At 36.2% G+C, this 23,161-nt stretch carries 18 protein-coding genes and 1 riboswitch; of the genes, 7 read left to right on the top strand and 11 right to left on the bottom strand.

Annotated features, from left to right (window positions below; all coding sequences use genetic code 11):
* Positions 1 to 37: 37 nt before the first annotated feature.
* The 3 genes from ACSVH7_RS04165 to ACSVH7_RS04155 form a co-directional block, all read right to left on the bottom strand.
* Positions 38 to 1,003, bottom strand: coding sequence for an alpha/beta fold hydrolase (locus ACSVH7_RS04165; protein WP_438065422.1), 966 nt, complete (start codon positions 1,001 to 1,003; stop codon positions 38 to 40).
* Between the two features lie 77 nt (positions 1,004 to 1,080).
* Positions 1,081 to 1,185, bottom strand: a riboswitch (SAM riboswitch).
* 132 nt (positions 1,186 to 1,317) lie between these two features.
* A complete protein-coding gene (locus tag ACSVH7_RS04160) occupies positions 1,318 to 1,527 on the bottom strand; it encodes a hypothetical protein (RefSeq protein WP_064715581.1) in 210 nt (69 codons plus the stop codon).
* Positions 1,528 to 1,558: 31 nt separating this feature from the next.
* Positions 1,559 to 2,839, bottom strand: a complete 1,281-nt coding sequence (locus ACSVH7_RS04155) for an O-acetylhomoserine aminocarboxypropyltransferase/cysteine synthase family protein (protein WP_438065421.1) — start codon at positions 2,837 to 2,839, stop codon at positions 1,559 to 1,561.
* A 725-nt stretch (positions 2,840 to 3,564) separates the two neighbouring features.
* Between ACSVH7_RS04155 and metK the strand changes: the two genes are divergently transcribed.
* Positions 3,565 to 4,815: a methionine adenosyltransferase gene (gene metK / locus ACSVH7_RS04150; RefSeq protein WP_438065420.1), complete on the top strand. Its 1,251-nt coding sequence runs from the start codon at positions 3,565 to 3,567 to the stop codon at positions 4,813 to 4,815.
* 261 nt (positions 4,816 to 5,076) lie between these two features.
* On the top strand, positions 5,077 to 5,517 hold the full coding sequence (locus tag ACSVH7_RS04145) for a hypothetical protein (protein ID WP_438065419.1): 441 nt from the start codon (positions 5,077 to 5,079) through the stop codon (positions 5,515 to 5,517).
* A gap of 88 nt (positions 5,518 to 5,605) precedes the next feature.
* Here the strand turns inward: ACSVH7_RS04145 and ACSVH7_RS04140 are convergent, their stop codons facing one another.
* Together ACSVH7_RS04140 and ACSVH7_RS04135 are read right to left on the bottom strand one after the other, a co-directional pair.
* A complete protein-coding gene (locus tag ACSVH7_RS04140; protein ID WP_438065418.1) occupies positions 5,606 to 6,520 on the bottom strand; it encodes a GYDIA family GHMP kinase in 915 nt (304 codons plus the stop codon).
* A gap of 15 nt (positions 6,521 to 6,535) precedes the next feature.
* A complete protein-coding gene (locus ACSVH7_RS04135) occupies positions 6,536 to 7,852 on the bottom strand; it encodes a hydroxymethylglutaryl-CoA reductase, degradative (protein WP_438065417.1) in 1,317 nt (438 codons plus the stop codon).
* Between the two features lie 240 nt (positions 7,853 to 8,092).
* Between ACSVH7_RS04135 and ACSVH7_RS04130 the strand changes: the two genes are divergently transcribed.
* From ACSVH7_RS04130 to ACSVH7_RS04110, 5 genes are all read left to right on the top strand, one after another.
* Positions 8,093 to 10,264, top strand: a complete 2,172-nt coding sequence (locus ACSVH7_RS04130; RefSeq protein ID WP_438065416.1) for a S9 family peptidase — start codon at positions 8,093 to 8,095, stop codon at positions 10,262 to 10,264.
* A gap of 36 nt (positions 10,265 to 10,300) precedes the next feature.
* Positions 10,301 to 11,992: a peptide MFS transporter gene (locus ACSVH7_RS04125; RefSeq protein WP_438065415.1), complete on the top strand. Its 1,692-nt coding sequence runs from the start codon at positions 10,301 to 10,303 to the stop codon at positions 11,990 to 11,992.
* Between the two features lie 65 nt (positions 11,993 to 12,057).
* A complete protein-coding gene (locus tag ACSVH7_RS04120) occupies positions 12,058 to 13,716 on the top strand; it encodes a peptide MFS transporter (RefSeq protein WP_438065414.1) in 1,659 nt (552 codons plus the stop codon).
* A gap of 9 nt (positions 13,717 to 13,725) precedes the next feature.
* Positions 13,726 to 15,237: a peptide MFS transporter gene (locus ACSVH7_RS04115; RefSeq protein ID WP_438065413.1), complete on the top strand. Its 1,512-nt coding sequence runs from the start codon at positions 13,726 to 13,728 to the stop codon at positions 15,235 to 15,237.
* A gap of 52 nt (positions 15,238 to 15,289) precedes the next feature.
* Positions 15,290 to 15,760 (top strand): thioredoxin family protein, encoded by a 471-nt coding sequence (locus tag ACSVH7_RS04110; protein WP_438065412.1) that lies wholly within the window; start codon positions 15,290 to 15,292, stop codon positions 15,758 to 15,760.
* Between the two features lie 23 nt (positions 15,761 to 15,783).
* Here the strand turns inward: ACSVH7_RS04110 and ACSVH7_RS04105 are convergent, their stop codons facing one another.
* The 6 genes from ACSVH7_RS04105 to surE all read right to left on the bottom strand — a co-directional run bounded on the left by ACSVH7_RS04105 (position 15,784) and on the right by surE (position 23,152).
* Positions 15,784 to 17,820, bottom strand: a complete 2,037-nt coding sequence (locus ACSVH7_RS04105; protein WP_438065411.1) for a ComEC/Rec2 family competence protein — start codon at positions 17,818 to 17,820, stop codon at positions 15,784 to 15,786.
* A 39-nt stretch (positions 17,821 to 17,859) separates the two neighbouring features.
* Positions 17,860 to 18,972 carry a lipid-A-disaccharide synthase gene (gene lpxB, locus ACSVH7_RS04100; RefSeq protein ID WP_438065410.1) on the bottom strand — a complete coding sequence of 371 codons (1,113 nt, stop codon included), beginning with the start codon at positions 18,970 to 18,972 and terminating at the stop codon, positions 17,860 to 17,862.
* Between the two features lie 210 nt (positions 18,973 to 19,182).
* Positions 19,183 to 20,898, bottom strand: a complete 1,716-nt coding sequence (locus ACSVH7_RS04095) for a hypothetical protein (protein ID WP_438065409.1) — start codon at positions 20,896 to 20,898, stop codon at positions 19,183 to 19,185.
* Positions 20,899 to 20,909: 11 nt separating this feature from the next.
* Positions 20,910 to 21,896: an SDR family NAD(P)-dependent oxidoreductase gene (locus ACSVH7_RS04090; RefSeq protein ID WP_438065408.1), complete on the bottom strand. Its 987-nt coding sequence runs from the start codon at positions 21,894 to 21,896 to the stop codon at positions 20,910 to 20,912.
* 208 nt (positions 21,897 to 22,104) lie between these two features.
* Positions 22,105 to 22,380, bottom strand: a complete 276-nt coding sequence (locus tag ACSVH7_RS04085) for a hypothetical protein (RefSeq protein WP_438065407.1) — start codon at positions 22,378 to 22,380, stop codon at positions 22,105 to 22,107.
* On the bottom strand, positions 22,373 to 23,152 hold the full coding sequence (gene surE, locus ACSVH7_RS04080) for a 5'/3'-nucleotidase SurE (protein WP_438065406.1): 780 nt from the start codon (positions 23,150 to 23,152) through the stop codon (positions 22,373 to 22,375). The genes ACSVH7_RS04085 and surE overlap by 8 nt, the downstream gene beginning before the upstream one ends.
* Between the last annotated feature and the right edge of the window lie 9 nt (positions 23,153 to 23,161).

The raw sequence follows: 23,161 nt of genomic DNA, 5'->3' as shown, positions 1-23,161 counted from the left end.
TTCCACAAGAACTTTTAGTGGAATCTCATTTCTTCAACTATTCAAAAACCGTTGCAAGCAAACGATTCAACTGTTGAAATTCTATCAAAAAAGCATCGTGTCCGTGAATAGAATCTATTTCTTGATACGATGTTTGAAGCTGTAATTGTTGCAATTCTAGATTTGTTTTTCGGTTTTCCGTTGGGGTAAAAAACAAATCGGTATTGATTCCTATAATATGAATGTTTGCCGTTATGGGCGCTACCACACTTTCAAAAGAACCTCTTCCACGAGTAATATCAATGGTTTTCAACAACTGATTCATCAATTTATAAGAAGCCAATTGAAACCGTTGTTGCAATTTCTCTCCGTGATGCGCCAACCAACTTTCGATATTAAAAACACCCAATTCGCTATTAATCGTTCGGTTGAATTTAGCTTCAAACGATGCTGGAGTACGGTAACACAACATAGCGTGTATTCGGGCATCTTCAATCGGGCGAGAGGAATGATTCAGAATTTGTTCTTGCAAATAGCAATTGGCCATCAACCAATCGGTCGCTTTCCAATCGGTTGCAATTGGAATTAAATGCTGAGTGAGTTGTGGCGACAAAGCGGCCATTTCCCAAGCAATTCCTCCACCAACAGAACCTCCAATAATAGCATAAACACGATTAATCTCAAGTTGTTGCAAACCTAAATTAAAAAGCTGTGCCACATCGCGAGCGGTAAAATCCAAATAGGATTCAATTACACTGCCATCAAAACCATTGCCTGGAACATTAAAGGCAATCACGGTATATTTTTGTGTGTCGATAGTTTTTGCAGGTCCAATTAAATCGTTCCACCAGCCTGTTGCGCCAATCACTTGTGAGTTTCCTGTCAAAGCGTGATTTACTACCACAATCGGAGCCGTATGCAAAGCAGGTCCAAAAACTTGATAACTTAAGTTTAGCGTAGCATAAAAAGCACCACTTTCGGTGGTAAAATTAGTAAGGGTAAGTATGTTGGGTTTATTTTCCAATCTCAAATCTTTGATGTTGTTGATTTGTATTTGGAATATTAGAAAGAAAAACTAGTGGAGACTAGAGGTATTTTGTTGCGTTATCTTTTTCGCTAGGCGAATAGAATGTAGCACCTTCTTCGATTTCCGAAGGGTTGCTAAGGCTTCATTGGGTCTAATCCCTCCGCCTTTCTTTATAACATTTCAATACGTTTGTGAACTTAAAGGTGCAAAGAAACTATTTATTTTTTTAACACGCAAATTTTTAAAACAACAACCAAGTTACAAATCAATTATGAACTTGGTTATTGTTAGCTTATTGAATGGAATATTCTTTAAATGAAAAGCGTATCGTTTTCGTTAGAATACATATGAAACAACATTGATTTTTTAGTAGTTTCATTCGTAGCCTCAGAAGATTTATCCATAATAAAACGTGGATGAATCAACTCGTGTACGGTTTGGTCTACTTTTTCTATTTTATTTTTGATGTTTTTTCTACTAAAGAAAGAAACTATTTTGCGGAAGGTTATATTTGTTATCATGATGATTGTTTTTAATATGTTTATCTTTTTTTTAATCTGAAAAGCTATCGAACACAGCTTTTAAATCGGCTTTTAAATCTTCTATGTCTTCTAATCCGACCGAGAGTCGAATCAAATCTTTCGTCACTCCTGTTGTTACTTGGTCGTCATCTGACAATTGTTGATGTGTCGTACTCGCGGGATGAATGATTAGCGACTTGGTATCTCCAATGTTGGCCAAGAGTGAAAAAAGCTTCGTTTCATCGGCTACTTTTTTCGCTGCTTCGAATCCTCCTTTGAGTCCGAAAGTTACGATACCACTCTGACCCTTAGGTAAATAGCGAGTTACCAAATCGTAATATTTACTCGAGGACAACCCTGGATAATTGACCCAAGCAACAGCATCTTGTTGTTCTAACCATTGGGCCAAGGCCAACGCATTTTCACTGTGCTTCTGGACTCGGATTGGCAAGGTTTCTAATCCTTGAATGATTTGAAAAGCATTGAACGGACTCAGTGCTGCTCCGTAATCTCGTAATCCTTCGATACGAACTTTAGCGATAAAAGCGGCATTCCCTAGCGCTTCGTGATACACTAATCCGTGATACCCTGCGGATGGCTCTGTAAATTCAGGAAACTTTCCGCTACTCCAGTCAAAAGTTCCTGCATCAATGATGACGCCACCCAGCGAAGTTCCATTTCCAGAAATGTATTTCGTCAAAGAGTGAATTACAATATTCGCGCCAAATTCAATCGGATTGAGCAAATAGGGAGAAGGAACAGTGTTATCCACGATGAAAGGAATTTTAAGCGATTGAGCCTCAGCCGAAATAGCTTTTAAATCCAAAACATCTAATTTTGGATTCCCTAACGATTCGGCAAAAAAGACTTTCGTATTTTCTGTAGCGGCTTTAGTAAAATTCACCGCTTCCGATGGGTCAACAAAAGTCGTAGTAATTCCAAGTCTTGGTAAAGTCACACTCAAAAGATTATACGTCCCTCCATACAAACTATTAGAAGCTACAATATGATCACCCGATTTTAATAGCACCAATAAAGTTGTAGCTATTGCAGCTGTACCTGATGCGGTAACTACAGCTCCAATACCTCCTTCAAGCGCAGCTAAACGTTGCTCTAAAATATCGTTTGTTGGATTATTCAATCGAGTATAAATAAAACCAGCTTCTGACAAACTGAATAAATTAGAAGCGTGTTCCGAATTATTAAAAACATAAGAGCTAGTTTGATAAATTGGAACGGCTCGTGTTCCGCCAGTTTTAGTTGTATCGTGTCCTGTATGTAGTGCCTTAGTGGCGAATTTAGTAGTACTCATTTTTTAAATTTTTTACTTGTAATTTTTAATTGCTTTGGTAACAAAAAACCCTTTTAGAAATAGATCCAAAAGGGTTTAAAAAAGTTATTTATAAACTTACTTTCGGAATCAGCACATCTCAATCATACACATACCCATAACCATTGCCTTGGCATTCTTACTAGACTTGACATTTAGAGATTTGGACTGATGTTGATTGATTTGCTTCATAAGATTCAAATTTTAAATATTGTTTTCTATTGTTGTAAATAAAAAAGCCTCCCGTTTTTGGCGGGAGGCTTTTGCTATATTTTAGTGAATTTAAATATTTGCAATACACAACCCGCAGGAATTATCCTGAATGGCTTTTATCATTTTACAAGAGACTAGATTCATTTTATTTTTTTTCTTTCACAAATGTGCAAAGTTTTTTTCAATAGACAAAACAATTTACAAAGTTTTAAGAGTCGTTTAGGTCAAAAACAACAAATTTCAGTATCCTTAACAGAAATCTAACAAGTTTCAAAAAAAAGTTAAGATTAATTTGAAATTAAAAATGGTTTCATACCTTTGCGCCCGAATACAGAGGAAAAATTTGAACTGATTGCAACCTCTTCATAATGAACTATTCATTGTGAATACTGAAAACAAATTTCGGTATAAAAAATGCTAAAGCAGGAACACTCCCCCTTTAGTCATTGCTAGCAATCTTACTTTCCTCGCTTAATTTTAAAATACTATTTATTATGGCTTATTTATTTACGTCAGAGTCTGTAAGTGAAGGACATCCGGACAAAGTTGCCGATCAAATTTCGGACGCATTGATTGATAACTTTTTAGCATTTGATGCAGACTCCAAAGTAGCATGTGAAACTTTAGTAACTACGGGTCAAGTAATTTTGGCCGGAGAAGTAAAATCAAATACGTACTTAGATGTACAACAAATTGCTCGCGAGGTAATCCGAAAAATCGGATACACTAAGAGTGAATATATGTTTGAAGCCAATTCTTGTGGTATTCTTTCAGCGATTCACGAACAATCAGCTGATATCAATCAAGGGGTTGACAGAGCTAGCAAAGAAGAACAAGGTGCAGGTGACCAAGGAATGATGTTTGGTTACGCTACTAACGAAACCGAAAACTTTATGCCATTGGCACTTGATTTATCGCATAAATTATTACAAGAATTAGCGATTTTGAGACGTGAAAATAACGAAATCACGTATTTGCGTCCTGATGCTAAGTCTCAAGTAACTTTAGAATACAGCGATGACAACAAACCCACTCGTATCGATGCGATTGTTATCTCTACACAACATGACGATTTTGATGAAGAAGCTACTATGTTAGCTAAAATCAAAAAAGATATTATTGACATTTTGATTCCAAGAATTATCGCTAAAAATCCAGAGCACGCACATTTATTCAATGACAAAATCCAATACCACATCAACCCAACAGGAAAATTCGTTATTGGAGGACCGCACGGCGATACTGGTTTAACTGGAAGAAAAATCATTGTAGACACTTACGGTGGTAAAGGCGCTCACGGTGGTGGTGCATTCTCAGGAAAAGACCCAAGTAAAGTAGACCGTAGTGCAGCTTATGCAACTCGTCATATTGCTAAAAACTTAGTAGCTGCTGGTGTTGCTGACGAAATTTTAGTACAAGTTTCTTACGCGATTGGTGTAGCTAAACCAATGGGTATTTTCATCGAAACCTACGGAACTTCAAAAGTGAACTTGACTAACGGTGAAATCGCTAAGAAAGTTGAAGAAATTTTCGATATGCGTCCTTACTTCATCGAACAACGATTGAAATTAAGAAACCCTATTTATAGCGAAACTGCGGCTTACGGACATATGGGCCGTACTCCTGAAACCGTAACCAAAACTTTTTCTGCTCCAGGTGGCTTAACTAAAACTGTGGAAGTGGAATTGTTTACTTGGGAAAAATTAGATTTTGTAGACCAAGTAAAAGCTGCTTTCGGATTGTAAAATCAAAGTATTTCAATATATCAAAAGCCTTCTTGTTGTAACAACGAGAGGGCTTTTTTTTTGCTTCCTATTGCACTACTCATGTTAAGAGAAAAGCTATTGATTAAAACAAAATCGAGTTTTCAAGCAAAAAAATAATTCCATTAATAAAAAACACCAGATACTGTTAATTTAAAATTAATATTTCTTTAAATACGGGCTTTTTTCTTAAATTTGTTGAGTATTTAATAATTTAAAAATCAATTTATACAATAATAAAATATGAAAACTTATTTTAAATTACTACTTGTAACCTTTGCATTAACTTTATTTACTTCTTCAGTTGAAGCTCAAGGCAACAGAGACAAAAACAAAAAATGGAACTCATCTGACAACAATAGTATTGGTAGATGGGAAAAAATAGGAACTCAAACCGTTCAAAAAACAGGTGAAAAAGATGATTTTCGTCCTTCCAACAGAAGTAGCTTTTCAGCCCTAAAAGTTGTGGTTAGAAAAAACACCGTAAACTTTAATAAAATGACCATTTATTTTGAAAATGGACAAAAGCAAGACGTTGAATTAAGAAACATCATTAAAGACGGCGGTGAATCTAGAATCATCAACCTATCTTTCAAAAGAAGAATAGACAAAATTCGTTTCGAATACAGAACAAGAAATTTAATAGGTAGCCGTGCAGAAGTTGAAGTTTGGGGAAGAAGATAAAATCCTCATCTTAACCACAAAAAAGTTATTTATTTTTTCAAAGTCTAAACACCCGTTTCTAAACACTAGAGACGGGTGTTTTTATTTATTACAAAATCATTTCAGGATAAGAAATAACAGTATCAAATCCTTTCTCATTAAAGTAATCCGTTGGATCGACTGCTGAGGCAACCAAAACAAAATCACCTCCCCAAGCCCCAAGACTTTTAATGACTCCTCCAAAATCAGGAAAAAGTGATTCCTGAACCGTCATCATTTCCAGAATGGCACTCAATTCGTTTTCATGAGTCTGTAATGCAAGAGAAAAAGATTTCAAATCTTGTGCATTGGCAACAATCGATGTCAATTTGTTGATTTTTTCAATGTTTTGAGCTAAGTTTTGATGCTTCTTATTAAAATAAGCAGCAATCGATTCTTTACTACTTTGCTTTTGATTGAGGTAAACAAAATACAAATGAGTAGCAAATTTTGGATGGAAAACCACAGGAGTTATTATTGGTAGCTCCTTTTCTAGGCGATAAAAAATAGGCGTATCATTTTGAGCACAAGCTATATCATACCCACTGCCTCCAAAACTATTCTTGAGCAATTGAAAAGCATCCACACCGAACCATTGCGCCACATTATTGATAAGCGTTGAAGAAGTTCCCAATCCCCATTTTCGAGGAAAAGTGAGTCGGGTGGCTATCTCAAAACCTTGCTTCGCATCCAAAAAATGGGGTTGCAAAAGTGAAGCGTGATGTAAAATGCGCAACAAGGTAGCTTCTACAGAGGATTCTAATGTAGGTTGGTAATTAAGAATGGAAGCTATTGTGATTTCATGATCCAACCACAAACTACCATCGGCCTCATAACTTTTCCATGAAATAACCGCTTTGTTTTGAGGTATTACTTGTAAATCCTGTCCCATTTTGGTAGGCAAAGCCAAAGCGGTTGCGCCATCCAAAACCAAATATTCCCCAGTTAATAAGAGCTTGCCGTTGCTATAAAATGTTTGTTTCATCTAAATCAATCTGAATTATTTTCGCAAAGTCTCAATAAAATTAACCACCGCACTATGTGAAATGGTTTCGTTTTTAAAATGGCTTTTGATGACATTTCGTTCCTCGTTGGTCACTTGAAATTGATTTAGAATGTTATTCAAATGCATTTTCATGTGTCCTTCTTGTATCCCAGTTGTGGTGAGCGATCGTAAAGCAGCAAAATTTTGTGCTAATCCCGCTACAGCCACTACTTCCATGAGTTCTTTTGCAGAAGGTTTTTCAAGCATTTCCATACAGAATTTCACCAAAGGATGCAAACCTGTTAAACCACCAACGGTTCCTAATGCCAACGGAATCCCTAACCAAAACCGGAAGTGTCCATTGTCAATTGTGGCGTGTGATAAGCTCGAATAAGTTCCGTTTTTTGCAGCATAAGCATGAACCCCTGCTTCAACCGCTCTAAAATCATTTCCTGTGGCAATAACTACAGCATCGATGCCGTTCATGATGCCTTTATTGTGGGTAACGGCGCGATAAGGCTCAACCTCGGCAATACGAACCGCTTGCACAAATCGTTGCGCGAAAGCTTCCGGATTTTCAATATGTTTTTCTTTTAAATCTTCGACCGGACAAGAAACTTCAGCACGAACCACACAATTGGGCACATAATTCGAAAGAATACTCATAACCACTTCGATTTCTTTTTCTTCAGTAGCAAACAAATCGTAGGCAAGGGCTTTGTTTTTTAGGGTTTTTGCCAATTGTTCCAAGCAGGAATTGATAAAATTAGCCCCCATGCTATCTTTTGTTTCAAAAGTAACATGCAACTGATAATAATTTGGAATCAAATCGGTTTTGTCTTTCAATTCAATATTCAAAATTCCACCTCCACGTTGCCTCATGTTTTTAGTCAACGCCTCCGTTTCGTCAAAAAACGAGGGTTTGATTTGATTAAAAAAAGGCACTAATTTTTCGCTTCCACCAGCAAACAAAAAATGGACTTGACCGATTTTTTCAGTAGCTATTACCGTGGTTTTAAATCCTCCACGGGTAGCCCAAAACTTAGCTGATTTTGAGGCTGCCGCCACTACAGAACTTTCTTCTATCGCCATAGGAATCGTATAATTCCTTCCATTAATTAAGAAATTTGGCGCTACACCTAGCGGTACATAAAAGTTAGTAATGGTGTTTTCAATAAATTCGTCGTGCAGTTGCTGTAACACAACATCCGAATTCCAATATTTTTTTACTATTTCAATCGCAGCGTCAGGAGATGAAAAATAATGTTTGGCAATCCATTCTATTTTCTCATCTTTGGTCATTTTAGAAAACCCAGCGATAGTCTTATTCATTTTCAGGTAATTAAAAATTATAAGGGCAAATATACGGTTTTGGTTTTTTTAAACACTCATGCTCCTTACATTCTTGACAAAGACTGCTGCGGATTTATTGACAAGTTTTAACACACTTAATAAGGGTTTATTGCTTTTTTTTTATTAAAATTGGCGTCGTTTTAAATATAACTCAAATTACTTGCCGTTTTTAAGATAAAAACTACATGCTTACTGGGTGTTACTAATTTTAGAAATTTTATGAAATATAAACTATTGTTTGCTTTCTTATTTGTTGGCTTTTTTACTGCGAATGCCCAACAAAAAATTACGGTGGAATCCATTTATACCGGAGCTTTTAGAGCCAAAGGAATGGAGGCTTTACAAGCCATGAAAAACACTAACCAATATACGGTGTTGAACGCTAACCGAGAAAATAGGAGCCAACAAATTGATCTGTATGATTATGCTACCCTTCAAAAAGTAAGCACGTTAATTGATTCTAAAAATTTTCCGCTTCTGGCCGCCGGAATTGATAGTTATAGTTTTAGCCAAGATGAAAAATGGATGTTATTGGCTAATAATACGCACTCTATTTTTCGTCATTCTTTTACTGCAGATTACTTTTTGTATTCAGTGGCTACTAAGCAATTGGTAAAATTATTCGATTTTCAGGTGCAAGAGCCTACTTTTTCTCCAGATGGTAACAAGATAGCTTATGCAAAAGACAATAATTTGTTTGTGTACGACATTGCTTCAAAAAAGACAACATCAATTACTTCTGACGGAAAAAAGAATAGTATCATTAATGGAATTACCGACTGGGTGTATGAAGAAGAATTTGCTTTTGTAAAAGCCTTTGATTGGAGCGCCGATAGTAAAAAAATTGCTTTTATCCGTTTTGACGAATCGGAAGTTCCTGAGTTCTCGATGTCCATTTTCAAAAAAGAATTGTATCCTACCATTGAAACTTTTAAATATCCTAAAGCTGGAGAAAAAAACGCCCTTGTCTCGCTACATATTTATGACGTTGCATCTCAAGCTAAAAAAGATGTGAATTTAGGCAACTATACTGATTTTTATATTGCAAGAATGCAATGGACAAAAGAGGCGAACGTACTTTCGGCTCAAGTGTTGAATCGTCATCAAAACAATTTGGATTTAGTATTTATTGATGGTAATTCTGGAGCTTCAAAAGTGATTTTGAACGAAAAAGACAACGCTTATGTCGACGTAACAGACAACCTCACATTTTTAAAAGACAACAGTTTTATTTGGACCAGCGAAAAAGACGGTTTTAATCATCTTTATGTATATGATAAAGCAGGAAAACTTAAAAACCAAGTCACTAAGGGAAATTGGGAAGTGACCAATTATTACGGATTTGATGAAAAAACGAAAACTATTTTTTATCAATCAGTAGAAAATGGGTCCATCAATCGCGATATTTATAAAATTGGTTTAGATGGCAAAAACAAAGTGCGTTTGTCTTCATTAACCGGAACAAATGCGGCGACTTTTAGTCCGAATTTTGAATACTACATCAGTACTTTTTCGAACGCTACGCAACCGCCTGTATATTCTTTATACAATAGCAAAACAGGAAAACAACTTCAAGTAATCGAGAACAATGAAAACTTAATGAGTAAATTAAAAAGTTTTGATTTGCCTAGTAAAGAGTTTTCAGTTTTAAAAACTGAAAAAGGAATAGCGCTTAACATGTGGATGTTCAAACCAAAAGATTTTGATCCTTCTAAAAAATATCCTGTTTTTATGTTCCAGTATTCTGGTCCTGGCTCACAGCAAGTGGCTAATGACTGGTTAGACGCAAATGATTATTGGTTTATTTCTCTTACACAAAAAGGATACATTGTGGCATGCGTTGACGGAAGAGGAACGGGGTTTAAAGGCGCAGCATTCAAAAAAGTGACTCAAAAAGAGTTAGGAAAATTTGAAGTAATTGATCAAATTGATGCGGCAAAAGCATTAGGAAACTATGCCTTTGTAGATAAAACAAGAATGGGAATTTTCGGTTGGTCGTTTGGAGGTTTTATGGCTTCGAATTGTATTTTAAAAGGAAATGACGTGTTCAAAATGGCCATTGCTGTGGCTCCGGTAACCAACTGGCGTTTTTATGACAGCATTTATACGGAGCGCTACATGCAAACACCTCAAGAAAATCCAAGCGGTTACGATGATAATTCTCCCATCAATCATGTTCAAAAGTTACAAGGGAAATTTTTATTGATTCACGGATCAGCGGATGACAATGTGCATGTGCAAAATTCGATGCAAATGATGGAGGCCTTGATTCAAGCCAACAAACAATTCGATTCTCAAATTTATCCCGATAAAAATCACGGAATTTTTGGGGGCTACACCCGAATTCAGTTATTCAATAAAATGACTAACTTTATCCTTGAGAATTTATAAAAAATACCCTAACAATCTTAATATAAAAAAACAAAAATGACAGAAACACAAGTAAAAACAGCGCATCCAAAAGGACTTTGGGTATTGTTTGGAACAGAAATGTGGGAACGATTCAACTTCTATGGAATGCGAACCCTATTAGTACTGTTCTTAGTAAATTCTTTATTAATGAAAGAAGAAGATGCTTCTTTGATCTATGGTGGTTTTCTAGGATTATGTTATTTAACACCCATGTTAGGAGGTTTCATCGCCGACCGCTTTTTTGGAAATAGAAATTGTATTTTATTAGGTGGTCTGATGATGGCAATCGGGCAATTGTTGTTGTTCTTTAGCGGCAGTGTTTTTCCTTCCAATATGTCGTTGGCTACTACATTAATGTATAGCGCATTGGGAATAATTGTTTTTGGTAACGGATTTTTTAAGCCAAATATTTCTAGTATGGTGGGGAGTTTGTATCCAAAGCAAGAAAAAAGTAAATTGGATACTGCTTTTACTATTTTCTATATGGGAATTAATTTAGGAGCATTTTTAGGTCAGTTTATATGTCCTTATTTAGGCGATGTAAAAGATACTGGCGGAATCAGAGATATACACGCCTTTAAATGGGGATTCTTGGCAGCTGCTGTAGCAATGTTGATTGGAACCGTTTTGTTTTATTTCTTAAAAGATAAATATGTTGTTTCTCCAGAAGGGAAACCACTTGGAGGATTGCCTTCTAAAAATGAATCTTCAGATTATGAAGAAGGAGAGGCTCAAAGTGCTGTTTTCTCAACAAAAGCTTTAGCTCTTTCTGTGGTTGCTTTCGTTGGAATGTTTTTAGCTTTCCATTTTTCTGTAGATGGAACCAATGTTGTAAAAACAATCATTTATCCAATTATTTATGCTGCAGGTATCACATTGGCAGGATTGATTTTATCAGATAGTTCTTTGACTAAAGTAGAACGCGACCGTATTTTGGTAATTTATATTATTTCTTTTTTCATTATTTTCTTCTGGGCAGCTTTCGAACAAGCGGGTTCTTCATTGACCTTCATTGCCGATTACCAAACTGATAGAAATTTCTTTGGCTTCCAAATGCCAGCTTCTATGGTTCAAATTTTTAATGGATTGTTCGTTGTGGCTTTAGCAGTTCCTTTTAGTATGTTATGGGATAAATTAAGAGCGAATGATAAAGAACCAATTTCGCCTGTAAAATTAGCTATTGGTTTGTTTTTGATTGCGGTAAGTTTTTATATGATTGCTACTCAAGTTAAAGATTTAGGTACTTCTGGATTGTTGGCGATTAAATGGCTAATTCTTTTATACTTAATCAATACTTGTGCAGAGTTGTGTTTGTCTCCAATTGGACTTTCTTTAGTTGGTAAATTATCTCCAAAACGTTTTTCTTCATTATTGTATGGCGTTTTCTTTTTATCTAACGCTTCAGGATATGCTTTGGCAGGAACATTGGGTTCTATCCTACCTGCTACAGGAGATAAATTCAACAAAGCCAAAGAATTAGGCATTGACTTACAAGCGGTTTTGGATAAAAAAATAGTCCCAACAGCGGAACAACTACAATTATTAGATACAAATCAAATCAGCCCAAATAATCCTGTTTTCGCTGGTTTTGAAATTCACAATCTTTTTGAGTTTTTCATGGTATTTGTGGTCTTAACCGGAATCGCTTCGTTGATCTTGTTTGCTTTGACGCCGTTTTTGAAAAAGATGATGCACGGTATCCGTTAATTTATTTATACTTTTATTAAACCTACAAGTGCTTCTTGTAGGTTTCTTTATTTAATACAATTTTTATGTGGAAAAATCATCCTAAAGCCCTTCCGTATTTGTTTTTGTCCGAAATGTGGGAACGTTTTGGTTATTATTTAATGATCGGAATATTTACACTTTACCTCAAAGATGTAGAGTCTGGATTTTCTATGACCGAAAAAGAAGCTTCGGATTTGTATGGAACTTTTATTGCTTTGGTGTTCTTGACGCCTTTCATTGGAGGATTGATAGCCGATCGCTATTTGGGTTACAAAAAATCAATTGTTCTTGGAGGACTAATGATGGGAGCGGGTTATCTAATCATGGGAGTACACAGCATTCCGATGTTGTACACTGCGATGACATTGGTCATTGTTGGGAATGGCTTTTTTAAACCGAATATTTCTACTTTATTGGGTAATTTCTATAATGATGAACAATACAAAGACCGAAAAGACGAAGGGTACAACATTTTCTATATGGGAATTAATGTAGGGGCTTTTATTTGTAATTTCTTTGGAGCGGCCTTGAAAATTCTTTTTGGATGGCAAGAAGCCTTTATGGCTGCCGGTGTGGGCATGTTTCTTGGGGTCATCATTTTTCTGTTAGGCACGAAACATTATGGAGACAAAACAGAGAAAAAAGGCGTTCAAGAAGGGGATATGCCTTTTTATAAAATTGTCTTGTTTATTCTTTTGCCTTCTCTATTATTTGGTGTGGTCGGATGGCTAATCAAAGGGGTTGCCTCTGACAGTAATTTAGATAGTTCCATCTTCGGATCGGATAGTACTGATGCTTTTGTGTTCGCTTGTATTCCCGTAATTTTCTTTTACGCTAGTCTTTATTTTAAAGCCAAAGTAGAGGACAAACGTCCAATTGGTGCTTTATTATCCATTTTTGCGGTAGTGATTTTATTTTGGGCGGTTTTCAAATTGAATGGTTCTGCTTTAAATAATTGGGGTGATAAATATACGGACAGGGAATTAACCGGAGTAGCCCAACAAATAGGTTCAAAATTGGTGCTAACCGATACGCTAACCTATAAAAAAGACTCGGTCGCCCTTTACGATGCGGCTTTTAGAATCCAAAAAAAGGATGGAAAAGTCATCAAAACGGTTGACTACCCGCTGTATTTTAGGAATGTTGCCAAAGATAAATTACCCAAAGAAGAAAGCAAAATTTATACATGGTCAGCTAACTTAAGCCAATCTATCAATCCAGGTTGGGTAATTCTTTTGACACCATTAGTCGTCGCCTTTTTTACTTTTTTGCGTAGCAGAAAAAAAGAACCCTCAACACCTACTAAAATTGCTTTCGGTTTGTTGATTTCAGCTTTATCGGTCTTAGTTATGGTGGCTGCGGTTCATATTGGTAATAATGGTTCCGAAAAAGTTTCCGTATGGTGGTTGGTGGCCAATTATGGAGTCATTACCATTGGAGAATTATTCTTAAGTCCAATGGGATTATCTGTGGTCTCAAAATTAAGTCCAAAAAACATCACCTCTTTGATGATGGGTGGTTGGTTCTTAGCCACATCTATCGGAAATAAATTAAGCGGCGTTTTGGCCAGTATGTGGGATACATACGAAAACAAAGCTAATTTTTTCTGGATAAATTTTGGACTTTTGCTATTTGCCACACTGTTGATGTTTGCTTTGGTCAAAGAATTGAATAAGGTGATGAAAGAAAAAGGAATTAATTAAATCAAGTACATGGAATCAAATATAACATTAGAACAAATTCAGAATTTTAAAGGAAAATACCCCAAACAATTGTGGTATTTGTTCTTTAGCGAAATGTGGGAACGCTTTTGTTTTTATGGAATGCGCGGTATGTTGGTAGTCTTTATGGTTGGCCATTTAGGAATGAATGAACGCGTGGCCAATTTGCAATATGGAGCGACGCAAGCTTGGGTATATGCCTTTACCTTTATTGGAGGTTTGTTTGCCGATAAGATTTTAGGTTTGCGAAAGTCGCTCTTTTGGGGCGGCATTCTAATGATTATTGGGAGTGTGATTTTAGCGCTAGATCCCAAGAACTTTTTCTTCATTGGTCTCGGTTTTACGATTGTAGGAACGGGTTTTTTTAAGCCCAATATTTCCTCGATGGTCGGGCAATTGTATCCTGACGGTGATCCTAGGCGAGATGCTGGTTTTTCTTTCTTTTATATGGGGGTAAATTTAGGTGCCTTGATTGGTGGTTATATCTGTATCGCCGTGGCCGAAGGATCAATGTGGCAATCCATTGTACCTGAACATTTGCGTTGGAATGTTGGTTTTGGTTTCGCCGCGATTGTAATGATTATTAGTTTACTGACTTTTACCCAAACCCAAAAAAGTTTAGGGCCAATTGGTCTTTCTCCATTAAAAGAGATGGTCACCCAAAAACGCAAAACATTAGAATGGTGTACCTACGCGGCTTCTCTTATCATCATTCCTTTAATCATTGTCATGGTAGCGAATACTACTTACACAGATTATTTTATGATTTTTATTGGTCCAGCCTCTATCTTGTATTTGTTTTATGAAATGAAAAATTTCTCAGTAGCCGAAAACAAGAAATTATTGGCAGCCTTGATATTTATTATTTTCTCTATCTTCTTTTGGGCCTTTTTTGAACAAAGTGGTGGGTCACTAAGTCTGTTCGCGGTTAATAATTTAAACAACACGATCGGCGGGGTTGTATTGAGTCCAAACGGCGTGAATAATTCGGCCAATTCTTTTTTTGTAATTGGGTTTGCTGCTTTGGTGGGTTTGGTTTGGCTTTGGTTGGATAAAAGAAAAATAGAGCCTAATACTGTAGTAAAATTCGGCTTAGCCTTTTTGTTTTTAGCAGGCGGTTTTTGGGTATTTTATTATACTAAATTTTTTGCCGATGGTTTTGGAAGAACTTCTCTTGGAATTTTTACTTTTGGTTGGTTTGTGATTACTTTAGGAGAATTGTGTTTGTCACCGATCGGGATGTCAGCCATGACTAAATTGTCGCCAGCCAAAACACAAGCGGTAATTATGGGGATGTGGTTTTTGGCGAGTGCTTACGGGCAATATTTTGCAGGGATTTTAGGAGCCAATATAGCCGAAGCTTCTGAAAATGCTTCAAATATTGACAAACTCAATGTCTATGCTGAGGGCTATTTACAACTATCTATTTATGCTTTAATAGCGGGTGTCTCTTTAATTGTAATAGCGCCACTAGTTAAAAAATTAATGCAAGAAGTAAAATAACACCTATTCAATTAAGTAATTATTTGTATACATTTGTTTAAAAAACCAAACTATGAAAAAAATATCCCTATTCATTTTAGTTGCCTTTTTTACATTACAAAGTCAAGCACAAGAATTAAAATGGCATACCAATATTAAAGAAGCCATAGAAGTGAGTACCGCTACCAAGAAACCTTTGCTTCTTTTTTTCACAGGAAGTGATTGGTGTGGTTGGTGCATTCGTTTACAAAAAGAGGTTTTAAAAACACCTGAATTTGCTACTTGGGCTAAGGAAAATGTGGTCTTGGTAGAATTAGATTATCCAAGAAAACAGTACCAAACGGCTGAAATTAAAAAACAAAATGCCGAATTAGAACAAGCTTTTGGAATACAAGGATATCCAACGGTTCATTTTGCCAAAGCTATTACTAATAAAAACGGTCAAACGAACTTTGAGGGCTTAGGCAGTACTGGCTATGTTGCTGGAGGACCAAGCGCCTGGTTAGCCGTAGCGAATGATTTCTTAAAAAAGAAAAAAGCGTAAGCTACTTACCCACAGGTTTCTTATTATTTCAATATAAAATATCCCTTTTCGCTAGTGACGTGAAAAGGGATTTTTTTTGCTTGACACGTTTTCTTCCAAAGAGCCACTAAGGATTTAAAATTAGAGCCGTCGATTACTACTTTTCGAGGCTGACAAATATTTAAAATTCGCTCTAAGTTGACTTTCGGAGAATGTGTCAAAAGTAAAATATCGGTCTTTACCCCAGGAATTCTCACCATGGCACTATCCAAAATCAAAATTCGATTTCCCTTAAAATAAGCTAGATTGTTTAATGGTGTAACCTTAGTAATCGAACTAAAAGTTCCTGTTGCATACTGTTGAATGACCTTGTTAGTTGCAATCGTTTTTATTACAGTGGAATCAGCTACCACTTCAATTTGTTGCCCTTTTCGCTCACAAATGAGGGTCTGTTTGGAGGCCTGTAAAACCACCCATTCTTGAGTAGCTTCAAACTCCATTTTGATACTAAAATAGGACAACTGAAAAAGAATAACTGATACTATCACTGCCAGCAATCTAAAAAAAGTAGGCTTCTGTATCCAAAACACTACGGTAAAAATCATGAGAAAGCTAACCAATAACAATATCCCATTGAATGGAATCCCCACAAAAATAAAAGCTTCAAAAGAGGCTACTTTGTGAATTATCGCATTCATCAATGAAATTCCCATTTCTAGGGGTTGGTACATCCAAAAAGGGACCGTGCTAAAAAAGGCGGTAATGACCACCACCACACCCAAAAACATAATCACTCCGATAAAGGGTAGCACTAGCACATTAGTCACAAAAAACAAACCCGGAAATTGATGAAAATAATAAATACTCAAAGGAAATGTTCCTATTTGTGCCGCAAACGAAACCGTGAGTATGTTCCAAAAAAATTGAACAATTTTATATTTTGGCTGCCACAACCTAACAAGCATGGGTTGCAACCAAACAATAAAAAAAAGGGCTACGTAACTCAATTGAAACCCCACATCGAAAAGAAAATAGGGCTGAAATAGTAAAATCAATAACAAGGAGACCATCAAAGTATGATAGATTGAAGTCGATCTGTTGAAATATTGCCCCACCGCAATGATGGCAAACATAGTTATAGATCGTACTACAGAAGCCGCTAAACCAGCCAAAATACCGAATAAAGCCAATAGTGTTAGCGAAACCATCAGCTTCACTAAACGCCCCTTCTTCGTATTGGGTATCGGTCCTAACAAAAAGTGAATAAAAAGAACCAAACTCCCAATATGTAACCCAGAAACCGACAAAATATGTACCGCTCCAGCATATTGATAATCTTGGGTAATACTAGGATCTATTTCTTGTTGTTGTCCTAAAATTAAAGCCATAGCAACCGGTAACGCCTTAGCATTAAAACCACTCTTTTGGAGGTTTTCTACAACGGTTTGTCGAAGGGTTGCCGCAAAATATCCCACACTTTTTTCAGGAATCGATTGATACTCAATTTCCTCAGGATTCAGGTAAATTTGACCAAAAATTTGTTTGTTCTTTAAATAGCGGCTATAGTCGAATTGATACGGGTTTTTATTCAAAGTATTAGGCATAACAAGCGAATTAAATCGGAGTCGGCTGCCCACCTTTACTGGTATTGCCTTTGTTTTTTTATGAATATGCAACAACAACAATCCTTTTTGAGGCCGGTTGCTGATGCACTGTACTGCAGCAATGTAACGATCGCTAAAAGTATTACTCTTCCACTTTTCGGTAATGACTACTTCAATCTGATGTGTCTTTTTGAATATTGAGGGATCTTGATAATAATGAGAAGGTTGATTAGTCTGTGTATGCAACGCCATTAAATTGACTCCCAAAACCATAGAAGTCCAAAAAACAGACCCATCAAAAAACCAATGGTTAGTCTCTTTTCGAATAACCCACCAATAGGCCACACAAAAAATAAGTGCAGAAAAAGCGGCTAAACGCAATGAAAAAACAAGCGAAAACGATACTTCATAAGCCAATACAAGACCTAAAAGTAAGCCAATCGTGAATTTAATAAGTGGAAATCGCAACAAATTCATCTTACTAAAATACAAATTTTAGTAAGAATTTGCGCGAAATTATTTTAAATCCGAAACAATCAATTGAGCGGTCGCATGACTAGCTCCTTTACCTCCTAATTTTTTTTCAAGAATAGCATAATTGTCGAGCACTAGCTTTCGGTAATCCGGTTTCAAAATTTTCTCTAACTCCGCAGTAATTCTTTGGGTAGAACAATCCTCTTGTATCAATTCAGTGACTACTTCTTGATCCATAATCAAATTGACCAGTGAGATGTATTTGAGCGTAATAATGCGTTTGGCAATTTGGTAGGAAATCCAATTGCCTTTATAACAAACTACTTCAGGCACTTTAAACAAAGCGGTTTCAAGCGTAGCCGTTCCCGAAGTGACCAAAGCAGCCGTGGCATGCTGTAATAAATCGTAAGTTTTATTTGACAAAAACTTGATATTATCTGAAGTGATAAACTGCTGATAAAACGAAAACTCTTGACTTGGCGCTCCTGCAATTACAAATTGATAGCCTTTAAAAGTGTCCACTACACTTAGCATAACACTCAACATTTTGGTAATTTCTTGTTTACGACTTCCTGGTAACAGGGCTATAATAGGCATATCGTTCAGCTGATTTTCTTTTCTAAAAGTTACATCATCAACAACAGGATGTGCTTGTATGGCATCAATAAGCGGATGACCTACAAAATGAACTGGAAAATGATGTTTGTCTTCGTAAAAAGTTTTTTCAAAAGGAAGAATCACATACATCTTATCAATATCTCGCTTGATTTCTTTAATTCTACTTTCTTTCCAAGCCCAAATTTGAGGGGAAATATAGTAATGATTTTGATATCCTAAGCTTTTTGACCACTTCGCAATTCGAAGATTAAAACCTGGATAATCGATAAAAATAAGTACGTCAGGTTGGAACGACAGTATATCGCTTTTGCAAAGTTTGATATTATTCAGAATGGTTTTCAAATTAAAAAGTACTTCGGCAAATCCCATAAAAGCTAGATCGCGATAATGTTTCACTAAAGTCCCTCCTACTTCTTGCATCAAATCACCTCCCCAAAAACGAATTTCGGCTGCAGGATCTTCTTTAAAAATAGATTTCATCAAATTAGAACCGTGCAAATCTCCTGAGGCTTCTCCTGCAATAATGTAGTATTTCATAAATAATTTCAAAATTTAATTTCAAAAAGGACGGATTCAAATTTTTAACCCTTCCCTAATTCTCGGGAGACTTGATTAACTTTCCTTTTCAGTTGCTAAAAATAATAAAAAACCACTCTAAACAACAAGAGGCAAAGGTAATAAAAACCTTTGCCTCTTGGTAATGATATGAATTAAAACCCAGAAATTCTGGAGTTTTTCATGCTTAATTTAGTTTAACGAATATCTAAAAAATAACATAGCGCTAAACCAAGACTTGGCATCACCTCCCAGGGCTTCCTTTACTCCTGCTCCAGGAAAAGTTTGTGCAAAATGCCCATGAAAATACCATTTTCTAGAATGAAAATATTTCCAAGTGAGATTGACTTCTTGGCCATATTCTTTTTGTGGCATGTAGCTCAAAGCTGGATTTCCTCCAACATTGTTATTATTAGCGGCTTGAAAATAAAAATATTGAGGTACTAATTCCACTTTTTTACTTACCCTCAAACTCGCTTGTATTTTATGAGCAATTAAGTTACTATTTTGTACAATTTTAAAATGATTCGCTCCTAACACCCAATCTTCACCATTTCCTCCAGTTAGCAAAGGATCCCATCTTTCGAATGTTTTCGTATTCGGATCGTCACCAGAAAAATAAGAAAAACGATACATGAACGTGGGAGAGGCTTTAGCTTTGGCAAAACTCCATCCAATTTCTCCATAACCAGCAAAAGCAGACATATCAAAATTAGCATTAGTTTCGTGAGCTAACTCGGTTTTAATTAAAAGGCCAGGTTTTCCTTGAGTCAAATTTTTGAAATACCGAACATTGTACAAATTAAGCCCATTACGTCTGAACACATCGCCTGTTGGGGTGTAATATCCAAAATCAGATCTAGAGACGTTTAAATAAGTAAATCCTACTTTATGCCCTAAATTGATCCCATATTCGGTATTAAAACCATTCATTACGGTGCGAGAATCAATAATAGGTAATTCATCCGGATTGATTTGAAAAACTTGCAGCATTAAATTGTTATACTTAATAGTTGCTAATCCAATGTAATCTGCTGCCCAACGAGGATTAAGTTGCAAAGCGGCTCTGTTTCCTCCATTAGAAGCGGTATTTCTAATGATAAAACCGTTACCAATAGTAAACTGTTGCCTTCCTACTGAAAAATTATAGGTCAATAAATTTCCTTTTGACAAAGATTTGGTTCCAAAAAAACCAACATAAGCATCATCGAAAGCAGTGTGTATTCGGGAAATGTCAGTAAATAATTCTCTGCCTGCTGTCCCACTCATAATCACACTAGCACCTCCGTACATATAAATATTACGTTTAGTAGACAATGTAGTGATTCCATACAATCCAGCTGAAGCCCATCCTTCAATCCATCCAGTATAGCCTTTACTAGCAGGTCCATCGACAAGAGGATTACCCTGAAGCATTGCATCATCTCTACCGTACCAAGCATTGTTATTAGAATATAACATTTCGGCCATTGCAAATCGTGCGGTAAGTAATGATTTATTATCCAAATACAGCAATGGAAAATCTTTTCCTCCGGCTAAAACGCCACTTTTGGCAGGTTTATCTTTTAATGTAGCACTTAGCGTTACTTTCAAGGTAACAATGATATCTCCAGTCAAAGACGGTCTAACTTCATAGTAGGCATTTTCTATCTCGGGCAGCTGTCTCACCTTGGCCGAATATGCATCTAACAAAATAGTTCGTACTGTAGTTTGTGGATATACCGGAAAAAGAATATCAATTTTAGCTTTCAAATTTTTTTGCTGTAGTGCATCCTCCAAAGGATTTACAAATTCGATGAAAACGGATTGAATATTTTCTCCTTCCAAATAATTACCGCTTTCTTGCGCTATGGTTACATTTAATCCTAAGAACAAGAATAGAAATAGTAATACAACTTTTTTCTCCATAGAATTTAGGATTAATAAGCGGTCCATCCTCCGTCAGTTGCGTAAGTACCGCCTGTTAAATTAGAAGCTTCATCCGATAATAAAAATAAAATTACCGAAGCTTGTTCCCATGGCGTTGACATTCTGTGTTTGCTATCATTTTGCATCAACAAACTTTCTGTTTTAGCCCCTCCCATTCCGGTAATTCCTCTTTTTTTGACTTCTTTCACAAACTCAAAAGCTTTATCTGTCATTGGAGTTTTGGTGGCTGCCATATTCACTGAATTTACTCGTATTCCATAAGGCGCATAATCAATAGCAGCATTTCTTGTCAAGCCATTTACGGCATATTTACTAGCTACATACGCTGGATTTCCAGCCAATCCTGTCAATCCTGCAATAGAACCCACCGTTACTAACGCGCCTCCTTTGCCCTCTTTTAGCAATTGTTTCATCACAGAACGCATGGATTTGAATGTTCCGGTTGCATTCACATCAAATACAAAATCCCAATATTCATCGGAAGCAGCATCCACTGGATTCGGTAATAAAGCGCTCTGTTTGTCATAATCTAATGGGTCTCCGGAATGTACCCCATCCATTACCCCTGCGTTTAGCACAGCTCCATCCAATTTTCCGAATTTTTTTATGGTCTCTGCTACTAAATTATTACAATCTCCTGTACTTCGAATGTCTGTTTTTACAAATAAAACTTTTCCACCATTAGATTCGATTATTTTGGCGGTAGCCTTTCCTTCTTTTTCCAACCAATCTGCTATCACTACTGATGCTCCTTCCTTGGCAGCTCTAATAGCTGTCGCACGTCCAATACCTCGGGCAGCACCTGTAATTATGACAACTTTCCCTTTCAGTCGGTCTTTAGCAAAATACATAGAATCTATAGGAGTGATGTCATTCTTTTTGGGGCTCGTTTGCGCATAAGTTAAAGAGATTAAAAAAAAGAAAGAAAATACAAGTGAAAATTTAATACATTGTCTGGCCATAATCATAGTTTTCATGTTTTTAATATTTAAGTTGAACATAAATTAGTACAAAGTATAAAATTAAGATAATTAAATAACTTATTGTTTAACAAATACTTAAAAAAAACACAATACTACAAAACCTAAACACTAGTAATTTGCTCTAAAAAAACACTATTCTGTATTTTGAAATACTAAACCTATTAATACTAAGAATTTAGAAAATACAAATCCAGCTTTTATACTACAAATAAAAGAGTGAAAGTAATGCTAAAAGGAGCACAGAAAAAACCACACCTCTTGCCATCAACTCTTTATTCATTTTGAGTAATACCCCAAAAAGCGCTAAGTCAAGCAAAGACCCAACGGCGATTAATTTACCCAAAAAACCTTGAGCTTTTAGAAAAGCTACACCTGTACCAAAATCATAGTCGGTAAAAAAAGTAATGAATAAAAAACATCCCAGCAAAGCGACCAACAAGCCCAAGACTAAACCCAAAAATAAATCCGTTTTATTCATTCCAATGCCAAGTATTAAGTTGTTGCATCGCGTGATGAGCCGTCAAATCAAATTGAACAGGCACCACAGAAACATAGCCTTGAGCTAATGCCCATTCATCAGTATCCTCCCCTTTATCTTGGTTGACAAATTCACCACTTAACCAATAATAATCTTTGCCGAAAGGATTGGTTCTTTTATCAAATTTCTCTACCCATTGCGCACGGGCTTGACGACAAATTTTAATGCCTTTGATCTCTTTCTGAGGCAATTTTGGAAAATTCACATTCAAAATTACTCCTTCAGGAAGGCCCTTTTCTAGCGTTTCGACTGCAATTTTCTTTACAAAAGGCAGTATTGGATTAAAATCCGCCTCCCAATTATAATCCAATAACGAAAAACCAATGGCCGGAATTCCCTCAATACCTGCTTCAACAGCCGCACTCATCGTTCCAGAATAAATCACATTAATAGAAGCATTGGACCCATGATTAATCCCGGAAACACATAAATCAGGTTTTTGTTTTAGGATTTCATTGGTCGCCATTTTTACACAATCTACAGGTGTCCCTGAACAACTATATTGCGTTACAGCATCGCCTTCTTTCGAAATTTTATTCAAATAAAGGGTACTATTTATGGTGATGGCATGCCCCATGGCACTTTGAGGTTTGTCGGGTGCTACAACTATTACATTTCCAATTTGTGTCATCACACTTATGAGTGCTTGTATGCCTGGAGCCGTAATTCCATCATCGTTAGTGACCAAGATTAGCGGTTTTTTTGAAGTCATGGGTAAATT

Source organism: Flavobacterium sp. TSSA_36 (assembly GCF_051547165.1).
In the GTDB taxonomy this organism is placed as follows: domain Bacteria; phylum Bacteroidota; class Bacteroidia; order Flavobacteriales; family Flavobacteriaceae; genus Flavobacterium.
The sequence above is the reverse complement of the archived record's forward strand: the minus strand, read 5'-3'. Positions and strand labels throughout refer to the sequence as shown.